Genomic DNA, 16386 nt, shown 5'->3' on the forward strand with positions numbered 1-16386 from the left:
GCCCGCGCGCGCCGTGGCCATGCTCAAGGCCTTGTAGCGGCGTTCTTGACTAGGGGAGCGATCCCCACCTAGCGTCTGTCCCGATGCTTTACGGTCGAGAAAAAGAGCAGGGCGAAATCGATCGACTTCTTGGCCGAATTCGTTCCGGTGAAAGCGGTGCGCTGCACATCTGGGGCGAGCCTGGCATCGGGAAGTCCGCGCTGCTCGAGTACGCGGCCTCGCGGTCCGACCGTGCGCGGGTGCTGCGGATAGCGGGAGTGGAGAGCGAGGCCGAGCTGCCCTACGCGGCCTTGCACCTGCTGTTACGCCCGGCGCTGCACCGGATGGACGCGCTGGCCGAGCCGCAGGCGGACGCCTTGCGTGGCGCGCTGGGATTGACAGGCGCAGTCGGCGCCGACCGCTTCCTCATCGGCCTGGCCGCGCTGACCCTGCTGGACGAGCTGGCCGGCGACGGGCCGCTGCTGTGTCTTGTCGACGATGCTCATTGGCTGGACGGCCCTTCGGCCGAGACCATGGTGTTCGTGGCCCGCCGGCTCCAGCACGAAGGCATCGCTCTGATCTTCGGCGCCAGGCCCGGGTTCGCCGCACCGGGGGTGACCGAGCTCAAGCTCGGCGATCTCGACCGGGAATCGGCGAGCTTGATCCTCGACACGCAGGCTCCCCGCCTCCCCTGGCACCTGCGCGACCGGGTGCTGGCTGAGGCCGAGGGCAACCCCCTGGCGCTCCTGGAGCTGCAACACCTGGCAACCGGCCCCACCACGCTGCCGACCGGACGCCTGCCGTTGCCACAGCGGATCCAGGACGCCTACCAGCGGCGCATCGGTGAGCTTTCGCACCCCGCCCAGGCAGTGTTGACCATCGCCGCGGCCGAGGAGACCGGCGCGCTGGACGTTATTCTGCGTACGGCCGACGCGCTCGGCGTCGTGGATGGCCTGGACGAGGCCGAGGCCGCGGGCCTCATCAGGATCATCGGGCCGGTGGTGACCTTCAGGCACCCGCTGGTACGGACGGCGGCCTACCAAGGCACCCCGTTCTCCCGGCGGCTGGCCATCCATCGCGCGCTGGCCGCGGTGCTGGACGGTGAGCGGGACGCCGACCGCCACGCCTGGCATCTGGCCGCGGCCTCACCCGGCCCCGACGAGAGCGTCGCCGCGGCCCTGGAATCGGCCGCCGGACGCGCCCGGGAACGCAGCGGGTACGCCGCGGCGGCTTCGGCTCTCGCCCGCGCCGCCCAGCTCAGCGAGGGCGACACCGAACGGGGCCGCAGGCTCCTGGCCGCCACCCAGGCGGCCGCCCTGGCCGGTCTGGCCGGCCTGCAGGAATCCCTCGCCGAGCAGGCCGAGCGCCTGCTCACCGACCCCTACCAGCGGGCGGCCCTGAACTCCGTCCGCGCCGAGCACGCCTTCAACATGGGCTCCCTCCATACCGCCGTCGACCTGCTCATCAAGGCAGCAGAGCTCACGACACCCCTGCCCGGCGCCCTGGACAAGGCCGCCGCATTGCTGGCCCAGGCGAGCCTGGCGGCGTTCTATGCCGGTGATCCCGGGCTGTCCCGGCGCGTGCACCACTGTTTCGCGCAGCTTGCGGGTGCGCCGGGGCATCCGGGCTTCGCGCTGGTCACGGCGACCGTGGACTTCCTTGTGGGGTCCCTGGACAAGGCCCTGCCGGAATTCCGTGCCAGGCTCACGGATCCGGCCGCCGCACAAGAGCACCTCGCCGGGTACGCGATCGCGGCCGGCCATTTCGGGGTCGCCCGTGACCTCGCGGCAGCGCAGGTGGAAGCGTGCCGTACGACCGGAAGGATCGGAGCAGCCCCGATGGCGCTGGCTCAGCTCGCCGCCGCCGAGTTGTACCTCGGCCGGCTCGAGAAGGGTGAATCGGCGGCGACCGAGGGGCTGCGGATGGCCGAGGACACCGGGCAGTCGCATCGCGTGGCCCACCACCACGGCGTGCTGGCCTGGATCGCCGCCGTTCGCGGCGAGGAGGAGCGGTGCCGCGAGCACGCCGCGCGCAATCTCGGGCCTTTCGCGGTCGAGCTGGTCTCCATCAGCGCCGGGTGGGGCGTCTGGGCGCTGGCCATGCTGGACCTCGGCTACGGACGCTGGGAAGCGGTGCTCGACCGGCTCGCGACTGCCGCGCGTGGCCCGATCGGCCACCAGGTGAGCGCCGTCTGCTTCGCGGCGGACGAGATCGAGGCCGCCGTACGGCTCGGCAACGCCGACGCGGCGGTCGTCCCCTTCGAACGGCTCCGCCGCTGGGCCGAGGCCGCCGCACTGCCCTGGTCGGACGCCGTCCTGGCGCGCTGCCGCGCCCTGCTGTCCCTGGACGACGACCCGGAGGCGCACTTCACCGCGGCGGTGTCCTGTGCGGACCGGCCGTTCGAGCAGGCCAGATCGGCGCTGGTGTACGGCGAGTGGCTGCGCCGATCCCGCCGCGCCTCCGACGCCCGCACCCAGCTGCGCCACGCCGCGGAAGCCTTCACCCTCCTCGGCGCGACGCTGTGGGCCGGGCGCGCCGCCGCGGAACTACGGGCGGCGGGTGAGACCACGCCTACCCGTGCCACAGGCCACGACCTGGTGGCCCAGCTCACCGGCCAGGAGCTTCAGGTGGTGCGCCTGGCCGCCACCGGAGCCACGAACAAGGAGATCGCCGCGAAGTTGTTCCTTTCTCCCAAGACCGTCGGCCACCACCTCTACCGTGCCTTCCCCAAGCTGGGCGTCACCACCCGTACCGAGCTGGCGCGGCTTCAGCTCGCCTGACACGCGCGGTCACAGCGGCATGAACGGCTTGCGCGTGGCGCGCCCGCCCTTGGACAGCGCGGCGGGCAGCGGGTAGCGCCGCACCCATCCGTACATCGTGATCGGGCTCCTGCTGATCATTTCCTTGTACGCCACCGCGGCCTTGCCCCTGAGATACCAGTGGCGCGGAGAGTCGTCGTGGCGGACGAACTGGATCACGGCGTCTTCGCGACCGAGGCTGACCGGTTGGTGGAAATATCCGAACCGGAACGGCCTGACCTTCTTGCCGGACATCTCGCGGGCGATGCAGTCAGCGGCGTGGGCGCCCGACGGCATCCCGCTCTGGGAGGTGCCGTGGATCGGCCCCCACGCCTGGCGGACGGCTGCCGCATCCCCGACCGCGTAGATCTCCGGATGCGACTGCGACCGCAGCGACGCGTCGACCAGCACCCGGCCGCCGCCGTCCACGGCGATGCCGGATTCGGCGGCCAGCGCGGGCGAGCGTACGCCGGCCGTCCACAGGCAGACGTCGGCCGGCACGGTCTCCCCGCCGGCCAGGGCAACGGCGCCGGGGAGCACCTTGGTGATCTCGGCGTTCGCCAGCACGGTCACGCCGAGCCTGGCGAAGGCGGCGATCACATGGGCGCGCGCCTTCTCCCCCATCATCCAGCCGGGCCGCTGTCTGCTGATCAGGGTGACGCGCAGGGCCGGATGGTTCTCGGCGATCTCGGTGGCCGCCTCGATGCCGGTCAGGCCCCCGCCGCACACCGCGATCGTCCCGCCGATCTCGTCCAGGGCCGCCATCCGCAGCGCCATGCGACGAGCCAGCCGCGGGTCGTTGAGGGTGTAGGCATGATCGCTGACACCGGGCACGATCCCGGCGTCGGTGGAGCTTCCCAGCGCGTACACGAGCCTGTCGTACGGCAGCGCCCGCATCCCGCCGGCCGCGGACACCGTGACCTCACCCCCGACGGTGTCGATGGCCTTCGCGCATCCCTGGACGAACACCACCCGGTTGCCGAGCAGGTCGGGAATGCGGTGGTGAGCCAGTTCGTGCCCGGCCGCGACCTGATGCATCCGCAACCGCTCGACGAACAGCTCGGACGGGTTGACCAGCGTGATGGAGACGCCTTTGCCGCGGGTGCGCCGCGCCAGCCGGGCCGCGCTCATGACACCGGCGTAGCCACCACCCAGGACCACGATGTTCATCAGCGTTTCTCCCCTGCACGTCATCTGCTCGCTGTTTCGTGCAGATCCAAACGCTAGGAACGGCCGGCGTCCCGCGGTATCGGGCATGTGCCTTAATCGCGGGCCTGCCCCGCAGGGCACGGCAATTAGGGGCACATGCCCGATACCTCCGACGGCGTGCCGTTCCTAGCGTGTGATCCAAGAACTTCACCGAGAAAAGGAGAAGGCAGATGAACATCGCCCTGGTTCAGCCGGATTCGTCCGTTGGCTACGCCCTGACCTCCGGGCGTCTCGTGCCGACGGTGGTCGCGCTGATCGCGCTGGCCGGCGTGGTCGTCGGCGGGCTGGCACTGGCCCGTCCCGGCGGCCGGTTCGGCCGGTCCCGGAAGGCGGCCAACGCGGCCCTGACGGCGGGACTGGTCAGTGTGGCCGGCGGCGGCGTGTGGGCCGCCACCACCGCTGGCACCGGCTTCGGCACTGGCAACGGATTCGCCGGCGCCCTCGTCGCCGTGATGCTCGGCCTGGTCAGCCTGGCCCTCGGCGGACTGGTACGGGCCCGCGCCCGCAACGGGCACCCGGCCCGGTCCGCGTGAAGGTCACCGCCACACAGTTCGCCCGAAAACTTCACTGAAAGAGAAGGAACCTCACCATGCCCCCGCGCACGACGACGAAGCGAGGCAACCTCGCCTTCTTGCGGACCGCGATCGCCTTGCAAACCGTGGCAGTCTTCATCCAGGCGATCACTGCCGGGCTGTTGCTGTCCGTACCCAGCGGTGGGGTGCTGCACAGCGCTGGGGCGTACACGGCGTTCATCGTGACGCTGATACACCTGATCGCCGCGATCTTGGCGTGGCGGCCGGGCGGCGGTTCGCCCCGGCCCATCCTGTACGCGGCCGGGTTCTTGGGGCTCATCTCGGCGCAGGTAGCGCTGGGCATCGCGCAGGTGACGGCCCTGCACATCCCCTTGGGCGTCCTGCTGTTCGGGATGAGCGTCCTTCAGCTCGCCTGGATCCGGACCGGCCGCCGCACTCACCCGGCCGAGCCGCACGTACGTTGCTGATCAACCGGATGTGACCAAGCGACTCAACGGGTGAGGAGCGTATCCGTGTCCACCGTCCCCCCGGCCCGCAAGAGCGGACGATCCTGGGCGCTGCTGCTCGTCCTGTGCGGCACGATCTTCCTCGAGGGCAGCGACGTCGCCATGCTGGCGGTTGCCATCCCCACCATCCGCGCCGACCTCGGCCTGACCACCGGCACCGCGGCGTGGGTGATGAGCGGCTACGTGCTCGGCTATGCCGGTTTCACCCTGCTCGGCGGCCGCGCCGCCGATCTGCTGGGCAGGCGACGCATGTTCCTCACCTGGCTGGGCGTCTTCCTGGTCTTCTCCATGCTGGGCGGCTTCGCGACCGACGGCTGGATGCTGGTCGTGGCCCGCTTCGTCACCGGCGTGGCGGCGGCCTTCATGACCCCCGCCGCCATGTCGATCATCACGACCTCCTACCCGGAGGGGCCGCAGCGCGACAAGGCCCTGCTGGTCTTCGCCGGCGTCGGCGCCGGCGGCTTCTCGCTGGGCCTCATCATCGGTGGCCTGCTGACCGAACTCGGCTGGCGCTGGGTCTTCTTCGCCCCGGTGTTCCTGGCCGGCGCCATCCTGCTCACGGCGCTCAGGCTGCTCCCCGCCGAGGCCCGCCCTGAGCCCGCACATCGCGGCTACGACCTGGCCGGCGCGGTCAGCCTCGCCGCCGCGATGCTGCTGCTCGCCTACGGCATCGTCCGGCTCGAGCACCGCGGCGAAGGGCTCGGGCCGGCCCTCGGCGCGCTCGCCGCCGGGCTGGCGCTGGTGGCGGCATTCATCGTGATCGAACGGCGCGCCAAAGCGCCGCTCGTCCGGCTGGGGATCTTCCGCAAGGCCGCGATGGTCCGGGCCAACCTCGCCGCGCTGCTGTTCCTGGGCGCGTTCTTCGGCTTCCAGTTCATCGTCACGCTCTACCTGCAGGAGCTGCGCGGCTGGTCCTCGCTGCAGACCGCGATCGCGCTGATCGTCATGGGATGCGACGCCGTGCTGGCTCCCATCCTCACCCCCCGCCTGGTGAACCGGTACGGCCACGCCCGGGTGATCTTCGGCGGCTTCCTGCTGGCGATCGTGGCCTACGGGCTCTTCCTGCTGGTGGAGATGGACTGGTCGTACGCCGCGATGTTCCCGACCCTGATCATCGCAGGCACCGCCTTCGCCCTCGCCTACGGTCCGCTCACGATCGCGGCCACCGACAGCGTGGCGGAGGAGGAGCAGGGTCTGGCCGGCGGCCTGCTGTACACCTTCACCCAGTTCGGCTCGGCCGTCGGGATCTCCGCGGTGACCGCGGTGTACGGATTCGCCGCGGCCGGCGCCGATGGTTCACCGGGCGCGGTGCTGGACGCCTACCGCACCGCGCTCGTCGTCCCGGTGATCATGGTGCTGCTGGGGGCGGCGGTCTCCGCCTTCGGCCTGCGCAGCGCCAGGCCCGCCGGCCAACGGAAGGGCGCGGCGCCCCCGGCCCACGACGAGGTCGGCGACGGCGTTCCGGGGTGACTGGTTTTCTCGTGCTCTTCCTCGAAGCTGCTACTTGTCAGCGACATCGTCCTCCAGCGGAAACGATCGCTGTCGCTCAGCGAGACCGCGGATGCTCCATGCTGAGCATGTCCCAGCCGCCTTTCCTGGCTGTCCGTGAGGAGTCCCATTGACCCGGTACGCCATCGATCGCAGCCGCAACGCCCTCATCGCCTGCTGGAGCACTGGGCTGGGGGACACCGCGGTGGTCGTAGCCGATCTTGCTTCCGGGATCTCCAGCCGCGACGCCCTGAATCTGGCCAGGGCGCTGACCCAACTGTCCGAAGCGTGCTGGCGGTGCTACACCCATCCAGCCAGCGCCGCAGACAGCCACGAGCCCCACTCCGAAGGCTGGCGCCGGCAAGGCGAACGCGACGCCTTCGCCGTCGTCCCCACCGCGTTGACGAGCCCCAACCTGCCCTCAGACGGCCACATGATCCAGTCCTACATCCGTGTCGAAGAAGCCGCACACCGGGTCGGCCGAGCCCTGCACACCCTCGACGCCGCCGAGCTGACCACCCGCGTCACCATCGACGTCGCCGCCGAACTGGCCGCCATTGAGCAAGCCGAGTTGGGCAACCTGGCCGAGCGTGCCCGACAGGCTGTCGCCCTCACCCGCGAGGACGCCTCGCCTGTCCAGGTGGCCCAAGCCGACAGCATGCTGCATGACGACCCCTTCGGCCACGAAACGCTCTTCACCGAGATCGACCCGGCCGCGGCTGCCGTCGCCGCCGCGCATTGGCTGCATGCGGCGGCCACCATCACCGCCGAGTATGCCGGGCTGCCCGCCACGCAGATCGTGGCCGAGGCCGACAACATCGAGGCCCTCCCCCACGAGACCCCGACCCTCGTCCTCGAGTTGATGGCCGACGGCGCCTCCCCCCGCCAGGCGGTGATGCCCATGATTCGCGCTGCCCTGCGTGTCGCGGAAGGCGAAATCCCCAACATCGCGGCACTCAAACAACGGATCATCGCCGCCGAGCAGATGATCGACAAATGGCGTGACGCCCAGCCCGAGGTGAGCCTGGACACCCTCAACCTGCGGATCACACCCCTGGATCCCACCCGCCCGGCTCTCGACCTACTCGAAGACCTGCTCAGCGGAATTCGCGGCTGCTGGCTGCTGTATGCCGAGTACGCGATCGATCGCGATGAAGCAGGTGATCTCGACGATGAGGATGCAGAGGACTGGCAGGAGCACCGCACCGCATCGTTCTTCGCGGAAGTCCGGGGAGAAGCGGCCGACCAGCGCAAGCGCCTGCTGTAGCGCCACGCCCCACCGTCGCCCCCTCGACCCGCGGCCGCGTCCACACCACGCCCTTCGCCTTCTCCCCCGGGTCCAGCTCCACCAACGCCGCGGCGTTGAAGGTGACGAGGTGCTGCTGGTCTTGCCCCACCGCGGCCAGTGGTACTCCCTACTCCGCAACACGCTGCGTTATGGTCACGCGGCAAGGCCCTGCTTGAGAGCCGCGGCCATGCGGACGACGCGCTCTGCCTGGTGGCGGGCGGCGTTACGGGTCTGGTCGCCGATGGGATTGGTGCCCTGAGCGTCGATGTGCGAGGTGCCGCACGGGCTACCGTCCGCGAACTTGACCGGGTCGGTGTAGCCGGGTGAGACAACCATGGCTGGTCAACGCCCTCGCCTATGAGATCACTTTCGAGATGGGGACGAGCGGTGCCATCACCGCCGGGCAGGTGGAAGAGGCCAAGGAGCGGCTCATCCGGGAGCGCCCCATCCACCTGGACGCTCTCATGGCGCGACTGTACGAGCCCAGGGTGGAACGGGTGATCCGGGCGATCATGGCGGGAACGTTGCCGGGCACGGACGCTTCCTTCGACGATGACGTCTCCTACGTTCATGATCTGGGTCTCATCCGGGGAACCGGAGAATCGGAGATCGCCAACCCGATCTACCGAGAGGTCCTGCTGCGGCGCCGGCTCCTGGATGTCGACCTGCTACGCCACCAGGAAAAGCACGGACCTTTCACCGACGAGGAGCTTGCCGAGGCTCGCCTGAGGATCTCCGGAGCGGCAGATTTCGGCGACGCTCCGAGTGGGCCATGCTGACATCCGACAACCTGATTGCGACATGTGTCACGTGAGGAGATCGATCGGCGGCGGTGTCGGCGAGTCGGCGGATCGGCCTCGCATCGGTCTCTCCCACTCTGCAATGCTCGCGCGACGCCCGAGATGGCCTTTCTCCGGCAGCCAGATAGGAGCAGTGGCAGACTGTGAGTATGCGGCCACCCCGAGCGAGGTACTTCAACACCACCGGCCCGTGCGGTCCCCAGCATCACTATATGCTGCCCCCCACACCACGGCTTCCCGAGGCGCGGGCGCTGATCGAGATGGACCGCTACTTCGTGTTGCATGCGCCCCGGCAGACCGGCAAGACGACCATCCTGGACACCCTGGCGTCCGAGCTAACCGCCGAGGGCGACCTCGCCGCCCTGTCGTTCTCCTGCGAGCGTGCCAAGACGGCCGGCGACGACATCGCCGCCGCAGAGACGATTCTGCTGGACTCCCTTCGCGAGGCCGCCGACCTGTCAGGATGGCCGGACGAACTGCTGCCGCCGGACCCCTGGCCACAGAACCCAGTGCGCACCCAGTTCGGTAAGGCGCTGAGCGCGTGGTGCCGCCGCTGCCCGCGCCGGGTCGTGCTGTTCCTCGACGAGATCGACGCCCTGCAAGGCGACAGCCTGATCAGCATCCTCAACCAGCTCCGCCACGGCCACAACGCGCGGCACAAGGGGCTTCCGTTTCCCGCCTCGGTGGTGCTGTGCGGGTTGCGCGACCTGCGCGACTACAAGGTCGCCTCGGGCGGCGACCCCGCACGGTTCACCCCGGCCAGCCCGTTCAACATCCTCGCTGACTCACTGCGCCTGGGCGACTTCACCACCGACCAGATCGCCGAACTCTACGACCAGCACACCCAGGCGACCGGCCAGGAGTTCACCAAGGACGCGGTGGACCGGGTCTTCGAGCTGACCCAGGGACAGCCGTGGCTGGTCAACGCCCTCGCCAACGAGGTCATCATGGAGATGGAGGTGAGCGGCGCCATCACCACCGCCCAGGTGGACGAGGCCAAGGAGCGGCTGATCCGAGCGCGTGCCACCCATCTGGACGCCCTCGTGGCGCGGCTGTACGAACCACGGGTGGAACGGGTGATCGAACCGATCGTGGCGGGAACGTGGCCAGGCACGGACACTTCTTTCGACGATGACGTCTCCTACGTCCATGACCTGGGCCTCATCCGGGGGACCAGAGATCTGGAGATCGCCAACCCGATCTACCGAGAGGTCTTGCTACGGGTCTTGGGCGATCGCACGGAGCGGTTCGTGAAGGCTAATCCGCACAGCTTCGTGCTCCCGGACGGCCGTTTCGACCTGCCGCGACTGCTGGAGGAGTTCGTCGTGTTCTGGCGCGAGCACGGCGAGGTGCTCATCCAGCAGGAGGGCTACCACGAGGCCGCCTGTCAGATCATCCTCATGGCCTTCCTGCACCGCCTGGTCAACGGCGGCGGCCAGCTCGACCGCGAGTACGCCGCCGGCACCAAACGCCTGGACGTACTGGTTCGCTGGCCCTACACCGGCCCCGAAGGCGAACGACTGGTGCAACGCGAGGCCATGGAGCTGAAGGTCTGGCGGGCAGGCGAGAACGACCCGATGACCGACGGCCTCGCCCAGCTCGACCAATACTTGGACCGGCTCACCCTGGCCACTGGCGCACTGGTGATCTTCGACCGGCGCCCCGAGGCCCCACCGTGGAAGGAGCGAGGCGGCTTCGAGCAGGCGACCACACCGTCCGGCCGCCAGGCCACCGTCCTGCGTGTGTGAGGGGTGTCCTGGGTCGGTGGACGTGCTGTCATGCAGCCCCGGATGGCCGACCTTCTGGTGCCGCCCTGTCCGTCCGAGCGCTGGCTGTATGTGGCCGAGGAAGTCGCGGACCCGCTACCTGTCCCTGTGCTCCGTGCGTTGCTGGACCGCCGGCTGGGTGACCTGCGGCCGGAGCCGTAGCACCGCGCTCGCGGCCGCCGAACGGCGATCTGGCCGTGACGGAGCAGACGCCGTGGAGGTTCGAGGACGGCTGGCTGGCCGGACAGCGACGGAGCCACCGCGCGCGCCATTCGGGCTGGCCACAGCGACGTGACTCGCTCACGCGCCCTCGGGTGACAGTGAAGGTCGCCGGGTTGCCGGGGGTCAGGCCGTAGACACCGCGCTGGTCCTCCGGGCATGGTGCGGCTCAAGCAAGAACGAATGCGGCGACCGCAACGTGTTTCGGGGTGAATGTAGTCGCCGGTGTCCGGGAGACGCCGTGAGGCGTGAAGATCGAGTGTGGTTGCTCGCCGACGTCGCGACCGGCGAGGAACTCGACTTGCTTCGCGGTGGAAGGCCCGTAGATGTAGAAAGTCGAGGCCATCGTGTCATGCGCTGGATTGTCTGCTTCTAAGCTCCCATGCATGGCAAAGTACTTCGATGTACATCCGGACAACCCGCAACCTCGAATGATCCGTCAGGCGGTCGATCTCCTTCACACGGACGGGCTGATCGCGTACCCGACGGACTCGTGCTACGCGTTAGGGTGCAGGCTGGGCAACAAGGAGGGCATCGACCGGATCAGGGAGATCCGGCGTCTCGACGACGACCATCACTTCACCTTGGTTTGTAAGGACTTTGCCCAGTTCGGCCAGTTCGTTCACGTGAACAATGCGCTCTTCCGCTCGCTCAAGGCGGCAACTCCCGGCGGCTACACGTTCATCCTGCCTGCGACGAAGGAGGTGCCGCGGCGGTTGCTGCATCCCAGGAAGAAGACGGTCGGTGTTCGGATACCCGATCACGTCGTCACGCAGGCGTTGCTGACCGAACTCGGCGAACCGCTGCTGTCCAGCACTCTGCTGCTGCCGGATGAGACCGAGCCGATGACGCAGGGCTGGGAGATCAAGGAAAGACTGGACCACGTCGTGGACGCTGTGATCGACTCCGGCGAGTGCGGTGACGAACCGACGACGGTCATCGACTTCTCGCAGAACGAGCCCCAGATCCTTCGCAGAGGCACCGGGGACCCATCCCTCTTCGAGTAGGTGATGCCCTTCGCGCAGCGCAGCACCATGTCGATCGGCATCTTCGGCTGGGCCGAGGCCGAATCGCGGGACGTCCTGACCGGCCCCGATGCAATGACCGAGCTCGCGACGAGGCCGGCGACCTGAATCCATGGCCGATGCTTTTCCGGTTCGCGGAGTTGCCACACGTAGCGACGCACGATCTGCCTGCCCATTCGGATGGGAGGCGCACAATCCCCAACGATCAACGCTGGGTGTAGATCACACCCACCTTGTCCAGTTCGGCGCCGGAACGGCCGTGGAATCCGGCGATCTGCCAGCCCGCCGGAGCGGCAAAGGTGGTGCAGTCGGAGGTGGTGGATCCGCCCGCGAGCGTCCGGCCGAGGTTGGTGGTGAAGCGCGCATAGAAGATGCGCGTGTGCTCGTTCCGGACACCACGGCACAGATACAGCGACGAGGCATACTCGTCCGCGCCCAGTGCCAGTGTCCTGGCTGTGCCACCGGTGCCGCCATGCGCCAGCGTGGTGCCGTCTTGCAGGGTCAGCCCGATCCGGTCGACGCGAGAGCCGGCCTGGAGCGACAACACGATCGCACGGGCGCGTGCGGGCACCACGTCGGTGAAATAGGTCCCGTGGGGGCCGCCGAACTGCTCGCTGAGCTGGAACGAGGGGTTGAGCGACCAGGAGAACGACGCGCTGATCGGGTAGTGGTCGGACAACATGGCACCCGCCGCGTCGCGGAAGGCGGCATTGTCGTTGTTGTAGCCGGTGGCGGTCAGCGTGACGTAGGAGCCGCTGCGATAGAGGATCTTGTCGACCACCTCACACGCGTTGGTCACCGCCGCATCGTCACAGACCAGCGCGGGTGATCCCGCCTCCGGCGGGGTGCCGCCACGCACGTGCTGCACCCACACGTCGGTAAGGCCGTTCTGCGCGAGCAGGTCACGGATGTTGTCGCCAGTGCGGGTGTAGCGCGTGTTGGTGTCGCCGTAGACGATCACCGGGTGCCCCGCCGAGTGCGACTGGATGAACGCCGACAGCTGCAGCAGGTTCGCCCGCCGCGCAGCCAGGTCGCCGCTCTCGCTCCCGGCGTCGGCGTGCAGGTTGTACAGGTGCGCGTAGACGCCCGCGGCCAGCCGTACCCGCATGAACGTGAACCCCTTCGGGGTCAGGCAGTCGCCCGAGCCGATCGAGCACGTGCTCCAGGCGACGCGCTCGAAGTCATCAGCGTCATACGGTCGGCCGGACAGCGTGTTGAGGCCACTGCCGAATGGGACGCCGCCGCTGGTCGGGGTCCGGTACGGATGGTTGTCGGCGGCGTAGAGCGCGGCGTGGTAATTGAAGTCCTCCTGGACATGCACGATGTCGTACGGCGCCAGGCGCGCCCCGATGATCGGCGTGTTGGTGGCCGGGTCGCCGCCGGAGATGACGTCGGGCAACCCGGCGATGTTGTAGCTCAGCAGGGAGAACGTGCCGGAGGCGGCGTGCGCGGGCAGCGGCGCCCAGATCGCGACCAGCAGGACGAACAGCGGGAGTAAGCGCACAATCCTCATGGCCGCGACGGTAGAGAGCGAAAGTTACGCGTGTACATAGCAGCGTTCATGAGGAATTCTCGTCTCTGCGGTTGTTCCCTTGCCCGGCGATCCCGGAGAAAGAGGACCTGTGAACGTAAACAAGGATCGGCGAGCGCTCCTCGCCGGAGCGGGCCTGGTGGGCGCGGGCGCGGTGCTCGCCGGCCCGGCAGCGGCCCGGGCTGACTCTCCCAGGCGCCCTGAGCGCCGGCGCGGCTATCTGTGGCTGGCCGGTGACCACCACCTGCACTCCCAGTACAGCAACGACGCCATGTACCCGATCGCCGCGCAGGCCGAGCGCGCGGTGGCAGGCGCTCTGGACTGGATCGTCATCACCGACCACGGCAACGTGCCCTTCGCCACCCACAGCGTCAACCCGCTGGTGGCCGACATCCGCGCGGCCAGGGAGCAGCACCGCGACAACCTGCTGATCTTCACCGGGCTGGAGTGGAACATTCCGGCCGGCGAGCACACGACGCTGATGCTCGCCCCCGGCCGCAACGAAGCTGCCTTCCTGCAGGAGTTCGTCTCCAAACACGACGCCAGGGTGAACGGCACCAGGGACGGCACACCCGCCAACGAGGAGCTGGCCGTCAAGGCCATCCAGTTCCTGCGCGAGGCCGTGCGGCGCGGCCGGATCGACGACGCACTGGTGCTGCCCAACCACCCCGCGCGGCTGGGCATCAACTCCCCCGCCGAGACCCGGGCCTGGCGGGACACCGCACCCGAGATCGTGATCGGCATGGAGGGCGCGCCCGGCCACCAGGCCGCCGGACTGCCCGCGCCCGCCATGGCCAGGGGCCGCGGCCTGTACGACTCCAACCCCGGCACCTGGTCCTTCCCCGGCTACCCCGCCGAGGCCTACCGGACCTGGGGCGGCTTCGACTGGATGACCGCCGCCGTCGGCGGGCTGTGGGACAGCATGCTGGCCGAGGGCCTGCCGTGGTGGATCACCACCACCTCCGACGGCCACCAGGGCTGCGGCGACTGGGTGAAAAACCCGGTCGACCCGCTCAACCAGACCGGCTACGACTCCATCCCCTACAACGACCGGGGTGACACCTTCACCTCGACCGGCCGCTTCCCCGACCCGGTCAACGCCGGCCGGCCGATCACCGAATACAGCTCCCTGCCCCCCGGCGCCTACAACAAGACCTGGGTCGGCGCCACCGGCTTCGGCTACCGCCAGGTCATCGAGGCCATGCGCGCGGGCCGCATGTGGGTATGCTTCGGCGACCTCATCGCCGGGCTCGACCTGCGGCTGGGCCACACCTCGATGGGCGGGACCGAGCGGGTACGGCGTGGCGAGAAGGTCAAGGTGACGGTCACCGTCGACCTGGCCGACCGGCCCAACGCCACCGGCCTGATGCCCCGCACGGCCCGCGTGGACCTGATCCTCGGCACCGTCACCGGCCCCGCCGCCGACCGCAGCACCTTCCGCGCCCCCGACACCCGCGTGGTCAGGTCCTGGGACGTCTCCGGTCGCACCGGCACGGTCACGCTGGAGCACGAGGTCACCGCCGAGACCTCGTTCTATGTGCGGGTGCGCGGCACCGACGGCAAGCGCAGCGCCCCGGGCTACTTCGGCGCCGACGTCGACCCGGCCGGGCCCGCCATCGACGTGCCCGGCCAGGCCAACCCGTGGGAAGACCTCTGGTTCTACTCCAACCCGGTCTTCGCGGCGGTGCGGTAACGCCCGGGCGAACCCACGGCGCGGTGGCAGCCGGGGCCTGCCTCGAAGGACGTGCCATCGGGCAGGGTGACCGTCGCCGTGGTGCCGGGCGGGACGGGCAGCAGGTACGGCGTGGCGGCCCCGAGCTCATCCCGATGGCGAGGAAGCCATCGCTGCGACGTCCATGATCTGCTGGTGCCGCGCGTTCTCCAGCACCGCGATCCGCCTGCTGGCCGCGATCATTCAGCCGAGCTTCTCCTCGGCACGTGCTCGACACTGTCCTCGACATCACCGGCTGGCTCATCTTGCTTTGTGCAGGGGCGAATCGCGTGGCGGACGGCAAGGTAAACCGCACGCACGGCGAGAATGCGCTCGATCCTGTCAATGATTGGCGCGAAGAACTGCCGCCGGTGGTCGGCGCTGGTCATCGAGGTGACGGCGAAGTACATGGTGCCGAACCCGGCGAACAGTGTGCCGATGCGCAGCAGCGCCACCGGCACCATGGGAAGCAGGACCGAGGGCGCCGGTTCGGCGCCGATCCACTGCTCGGCCGTCTCGGGCGTGACCACGAGCAGGCCTAGGACGAGGAAGAACGCGAACAGTGCCACGCCGACCACGGCTGCCTGCACCAGTTGGCGGACGGCGAGCATCAGCAGCAGGTTGCGAATCTCGCGCCCGCCCAGCGGCACCGCACGCAGGGGGGTACCTGAGGTCAGGTCCTCGATCGGCACCTCCGCCAGAGGCGTACCCTGACACGCCGCTGCCAGCCGGCGCGGGCTGAGATCCTGCTCGACCCGGCCGATCTCCTCGCGCAGGCGGGTGGCCGCCGCCAGCACGGTGACCACGGCGAACAGGGCGACGACCAGCGCCACCCGCCACCAGGACAGCCGGTTCATCGCCTGCCACAACTCGCCAGTGAAGAAAAGGAAGAGCGTCACGAACAGCAACGGCGGCAGTGCCCGGCCCACCAGATGCAGGCTGTTACGCAGGTCGGAAAATGTGCGCCGGACCGCCCGGCGCAGCAGCGCGCCCAGGCCGTACGTCGTTGCCAGCAGCGTCGCCACGAACACGGCGGCGAAGAAGATGACGAACCCCAGCAGCCCGACCACCTGGCTCGCCGGCGGCGTGACAGTTCCGTCGACGACGAGCTGCAACAGCGGTACGGCCACCGGCATCGCCGCGTATCCGGCGAGGATCGCGATGGTTCCCGCGCGGGAGAAGCGGAGCGACCGCTGGACGAACGCGCTCGTCGTCGCCCATACGATCACCGTCACCACGATCACCCCGCCGAGTAGTGCCCAGAGTCCCGACCCGGCCGTCCTGAACGGCACCAGCCAAACCAGGCTGGCGAGCGCCACGAACGCCAGCGCCGGAAGCATCCGGGGGAGCACGTGCGTGACGAAGCCGTACCCCTCGATCATCGTGGGCGCACCACGGCGCACGAACCACCGTTCGGTCTGGCGCACCAGGGCGGGAGAGACGGGGGACTGCACGGATCGCATCCTTCCCTAGCAAGTCGCGGCAAGGCGAGAGCCGACTTCGCGCTTCTGCATGCTCGGTCCGGTCGCCGCC

15 protein-coding genes are annotated in these 16386 nt (G+C 69.3%); 11 read left to right on the forward strand and 4 right to left on the reverse strand.

Translation table 11 applies throughout. The features are described 5' to 3' along the window. The first annotated feature begins 83 nt into the window (after positions 1-83). The gene (locus OHA25_RS48505; protein ID WP_327583612.1) at positions 84-2759 is read left to right on the forward strand and encodes a helix-turn-helix transcriptional regulator; all 2676 of its coding nucleotides are present in this window, start codon (positions 84-86) and stop codon (positions 2757-2759) included. 9 nt (positions 2760-2768) lie between these two features. Here the strand turns inward: OHA25_RS48505 and OHA25_RS48510 are convergent, their stop codons facing one another. Continuing rightward, entirely contained in the window at positions 2769-3947 is a 1179-nt protein-coding gene (locus OHA25_RS48510; protein ID WP_327583613.1) for an NAD(P)/FAD-dependent oxidoreductase, read from the reverse strand. Between the two features lie 209 nt (positions 3948-4156). Here OHA25_RS48510 and OHA25_RS48515 point away from each other — a divergent pair, with 209 nt between their 5' ends. The 4 genes from OHA25_RS48515 (at position 4157) to OHA25_RS48530 (ending at position 7780) form a co-directional block, all read left to right on the forward strand. Continuing rightward, on the forward strand, positions 4157-4519 hold the full coding sequence (locus OHA25_RS48515) for a DUF6223 family protein (protein WP_327583614.1): 363 nt from the start codon (positions 4157-4159) through the stop codon (positions 4517-4519). Positions 4520-4575: 56 nt separating this feature from the next. Further along, entirely contained in the window at positions 4576-4986 is a 411-nt protein-coding gene (locus OHA25_RS48520) for a hypothetical protein (RefSeq protein WP_327583615.1), read from the forward strand. Positions 4987-5031: 45 nt separating this feature from the next. Beyond that, positions 5032-6495 carry an MFS transporter gene (locus tag OHA25_RS48525; protein WP_327583616.1) on the forward strand — a complete coding sequence of 488 codons (1464 nt, stop codon included), beginning with the start codon at positions 5032-5034 and terminating at the stop codon, positions 6493-6495. Between the two features lie 148 nt (positions 6496-6643). Then, positions 6644-7780: a hypothetical protein gene (locus OHA25_RS48530; protein WP_327583617.1), complete on the forward strand. Its 1137-nt coding sequence runs from the start codon at positions 6644-6646 to the stop codon at positions 7778-7780. Positions 7781-7954: 174 nt separating this feature from the next. Here the strand turns inward: OHA25_RS48530 and OHA25_RS48535 are convergent, their stop codons facing one another. After that, the gene (locus tag OHA25_RS48535) at positions 7955-8137 is read right to left on the reverse strand and encodes a hypothetical protein (RefSeq protein WP_327583618.1); all 183 of its coding nucleotides are present in this window, start codon (positions 8135-8137) and stop codon (positions 7955-7957) included. On the opposite strand from OHA25_RS48535, the gene OHA25_RS48540 reads away from it, so the two are divergent. The 5 genes from OHA25_RS48540 to OHA25_RS48560 all read left to right on the forward strand — a co-directional run bounded on the left by OHA25_RS48540 (position 8125) and on the right by OHA25_RS48560 (position 11719). Further along, positions 8125-8580 carry a hypothetical protein gene (locus OHA25_RS48540; RefSeq protein ID WP_327583619.1) on the forward strand — a complete coding sequence of 152 codons (456 nt, stop codon included), beginning with the start codon at positions 8125-8127 and terminating at the stop codon, positions 8578-8580. The two genes, OHA25_RS48535 and OHA25_RS48540, sit on opposite strands and share 13 nt — an antisense overlap. Positions 8581-8813: 233 nt before the next feature. Beyond that, complete coding sequence (locus OHA25_RS48545) at positions 8814-10349, forward strand: AAA family ATPase (protein ID WP_327583620.1); 1536 nt, start codon at positions 8814-8816, stop codon at positions 10347-10349. Between the two features lie 42 nt (positions 10350-10391). Further along, positions 10392-10529 (forward strand): hypothetical protein, encoded by a 138-nt coding sequence (locus tag OHA25_RS48550; RefSeq protein ID WP_327583621.1) that lies wholly within the window; start codon positions 10392-10394, stop codon positions 10527-10529. A 443-nt stretch (positions 10530-10972) separates the two neighbouring features. Next, a complete protein-coding gene (locus OHA25_RS48555) occupies positions 10973-11593 on the forward strand; it encodes an L-threonylcarbamoyladenylate synthase (protein WP_327583622.1) in 621 nt (206 codons plus the stop codon). Positions 11594-11596: 3 nt separating this feature from the next. Further along, positions 11597-11719: a hypothetical protein gene (locus tag OHA25_RS48560; RefSeq protein ID WP_327583623.1), complete on the forward strand. Its 123-nt coding sequence runs from the start codon at positions 11597-11599 to the stop codon at positions 11717-11719. 97 nt (positions 11720-11816) lie between these two features. Here OHA25_RS48560 and OHA25_RS48565 read toward each other — a convergent pair whose 3' ends face one another. Then, positions 11817-13124: a jacalin-like lectin gene (locus OHA25_RS48565; protein WP_327583624.1), complete on the reverse strand. Its 1308-nt coding sequence runs from the start codon at positions 13122-13124 to the stop codon at positions 11817-11819. 109 nt (positions 13125-13233) lie between these two features. Here OHA25_RS48565 and OHA25_RS48570 point away from each other — a divergent pair, with 109 nt between their 5' ends. Next, a complete protein-coding gene (locus OHA25_RS48570; RefSeq protein ID WP_327583625.1) occupies positions 13234-14835 on the forward strand; it encodes a PHP domain-containing protein in 1602 nt (533 codons plus the stop codon). 218 nt (positions 14836-15053) lie between these two features. On the opposite strand, the gene OHA25_RS48575 is transcribed toward OHA25_RS48570, so the two are convergent. Continuing rightward, a complete protein-coding gene (locus tag OHA25_RS48575) occupies positions 15054-16307 on the reverse strand; it encodes a hypothetical protein (RefSeq protein ID WP_327583626.1) in 1254 nt (417 codons plus the stop codon). Positions 16308-16386: the final 79 nt, after the last annotated feature.

It is taken from the genome of Nonomuraea sp. NBC_00507, assembly GCF_036013525.1.
Classification (GTDB): Bacteria; Actinomycetota; Actinomycetes; order Streptosporangiales; family Streptosporangiaceae; genus Nonomuraea.

What these genes read in the sequence shown, in the direction of transcription:
- OHA25_RS48505 (WP_327583612.1), top strand. Translation starts at nt 84, where the DNA reads ATGCTTTACGGTCGAGAAAAAGAGCAGGGCGAAATCGATCGACTTCTT.
- OHA25_RS48510 (WP_327583613.1), bottom strand. Translation starts at nt 3,947, where the DNA reads ATGAACATCGTGGTCCTGGGTGGTGGCTACGCCGGTGTCATGAGCGCG.
- OHA25_RS48515 (WP_327583614.1), top strand. Translation starts at nt 4,157, where the DNA reads ATGAACATCGCCCTGGTTCAGCCGGATTCGTCCGTTGGCTACGCCCTG.
- OHA25_RS48520 (WP_327583615.1), top strand. Translation starts at nt 4,576, where the DNA reads ATGCCCCCGCGCACGACGACGAAGCGAGGCAACCTCGCCTTCTTGCGG.
- OHA25_RS48535 (WP_327583618.1), bottom strand. Translation starts at nt 8,137, where the DNA reads ATGGTTGTCTCACCCGGCTACACCGACCCGGTCAAGTTCGCGGACGGT.
- OHA25_RS48545 (WP_327583620.1), top strand. Translation starts at nt 8,814, where the DNA reads ATGCTGCCCCCCACACCACGGCTTCCCGAGGCGCGGGCGCTGATCGAG.
- OHA25_RS48550 (WP_327583621.1), top strand. Translation starts at nt 10,392, where the DNA reads ATGGCCGACCTTCTGGTGCCGCCCTGTCCGTCCGAGCGCTGGCTGTAT.
- OHA25_RS48555 (WP_327583622.1), top strand. Translation starts at nt 10,973, where the DNA reads ATGGCAAAGTACTTCGATGTACATCCGGACAACCCGCAACCTCGAATG.
- OHA25_RS48560 (WP_327583623.1), top strand. Translation starts at nt 11,597, where the DNA reads ATGCCCTTCGCGCAGCGCAGCACCATGTCGATCGGCATCTTCGGCTGG.
- OHA25_RS48565 (WP_327583624.1), bottom strand. Translation starts at nt 13,124, where the DNA reads ATGAGGATTGTGCGCTTACTCCCGCTGTTCGTCCTGCTGGTCGCGATC.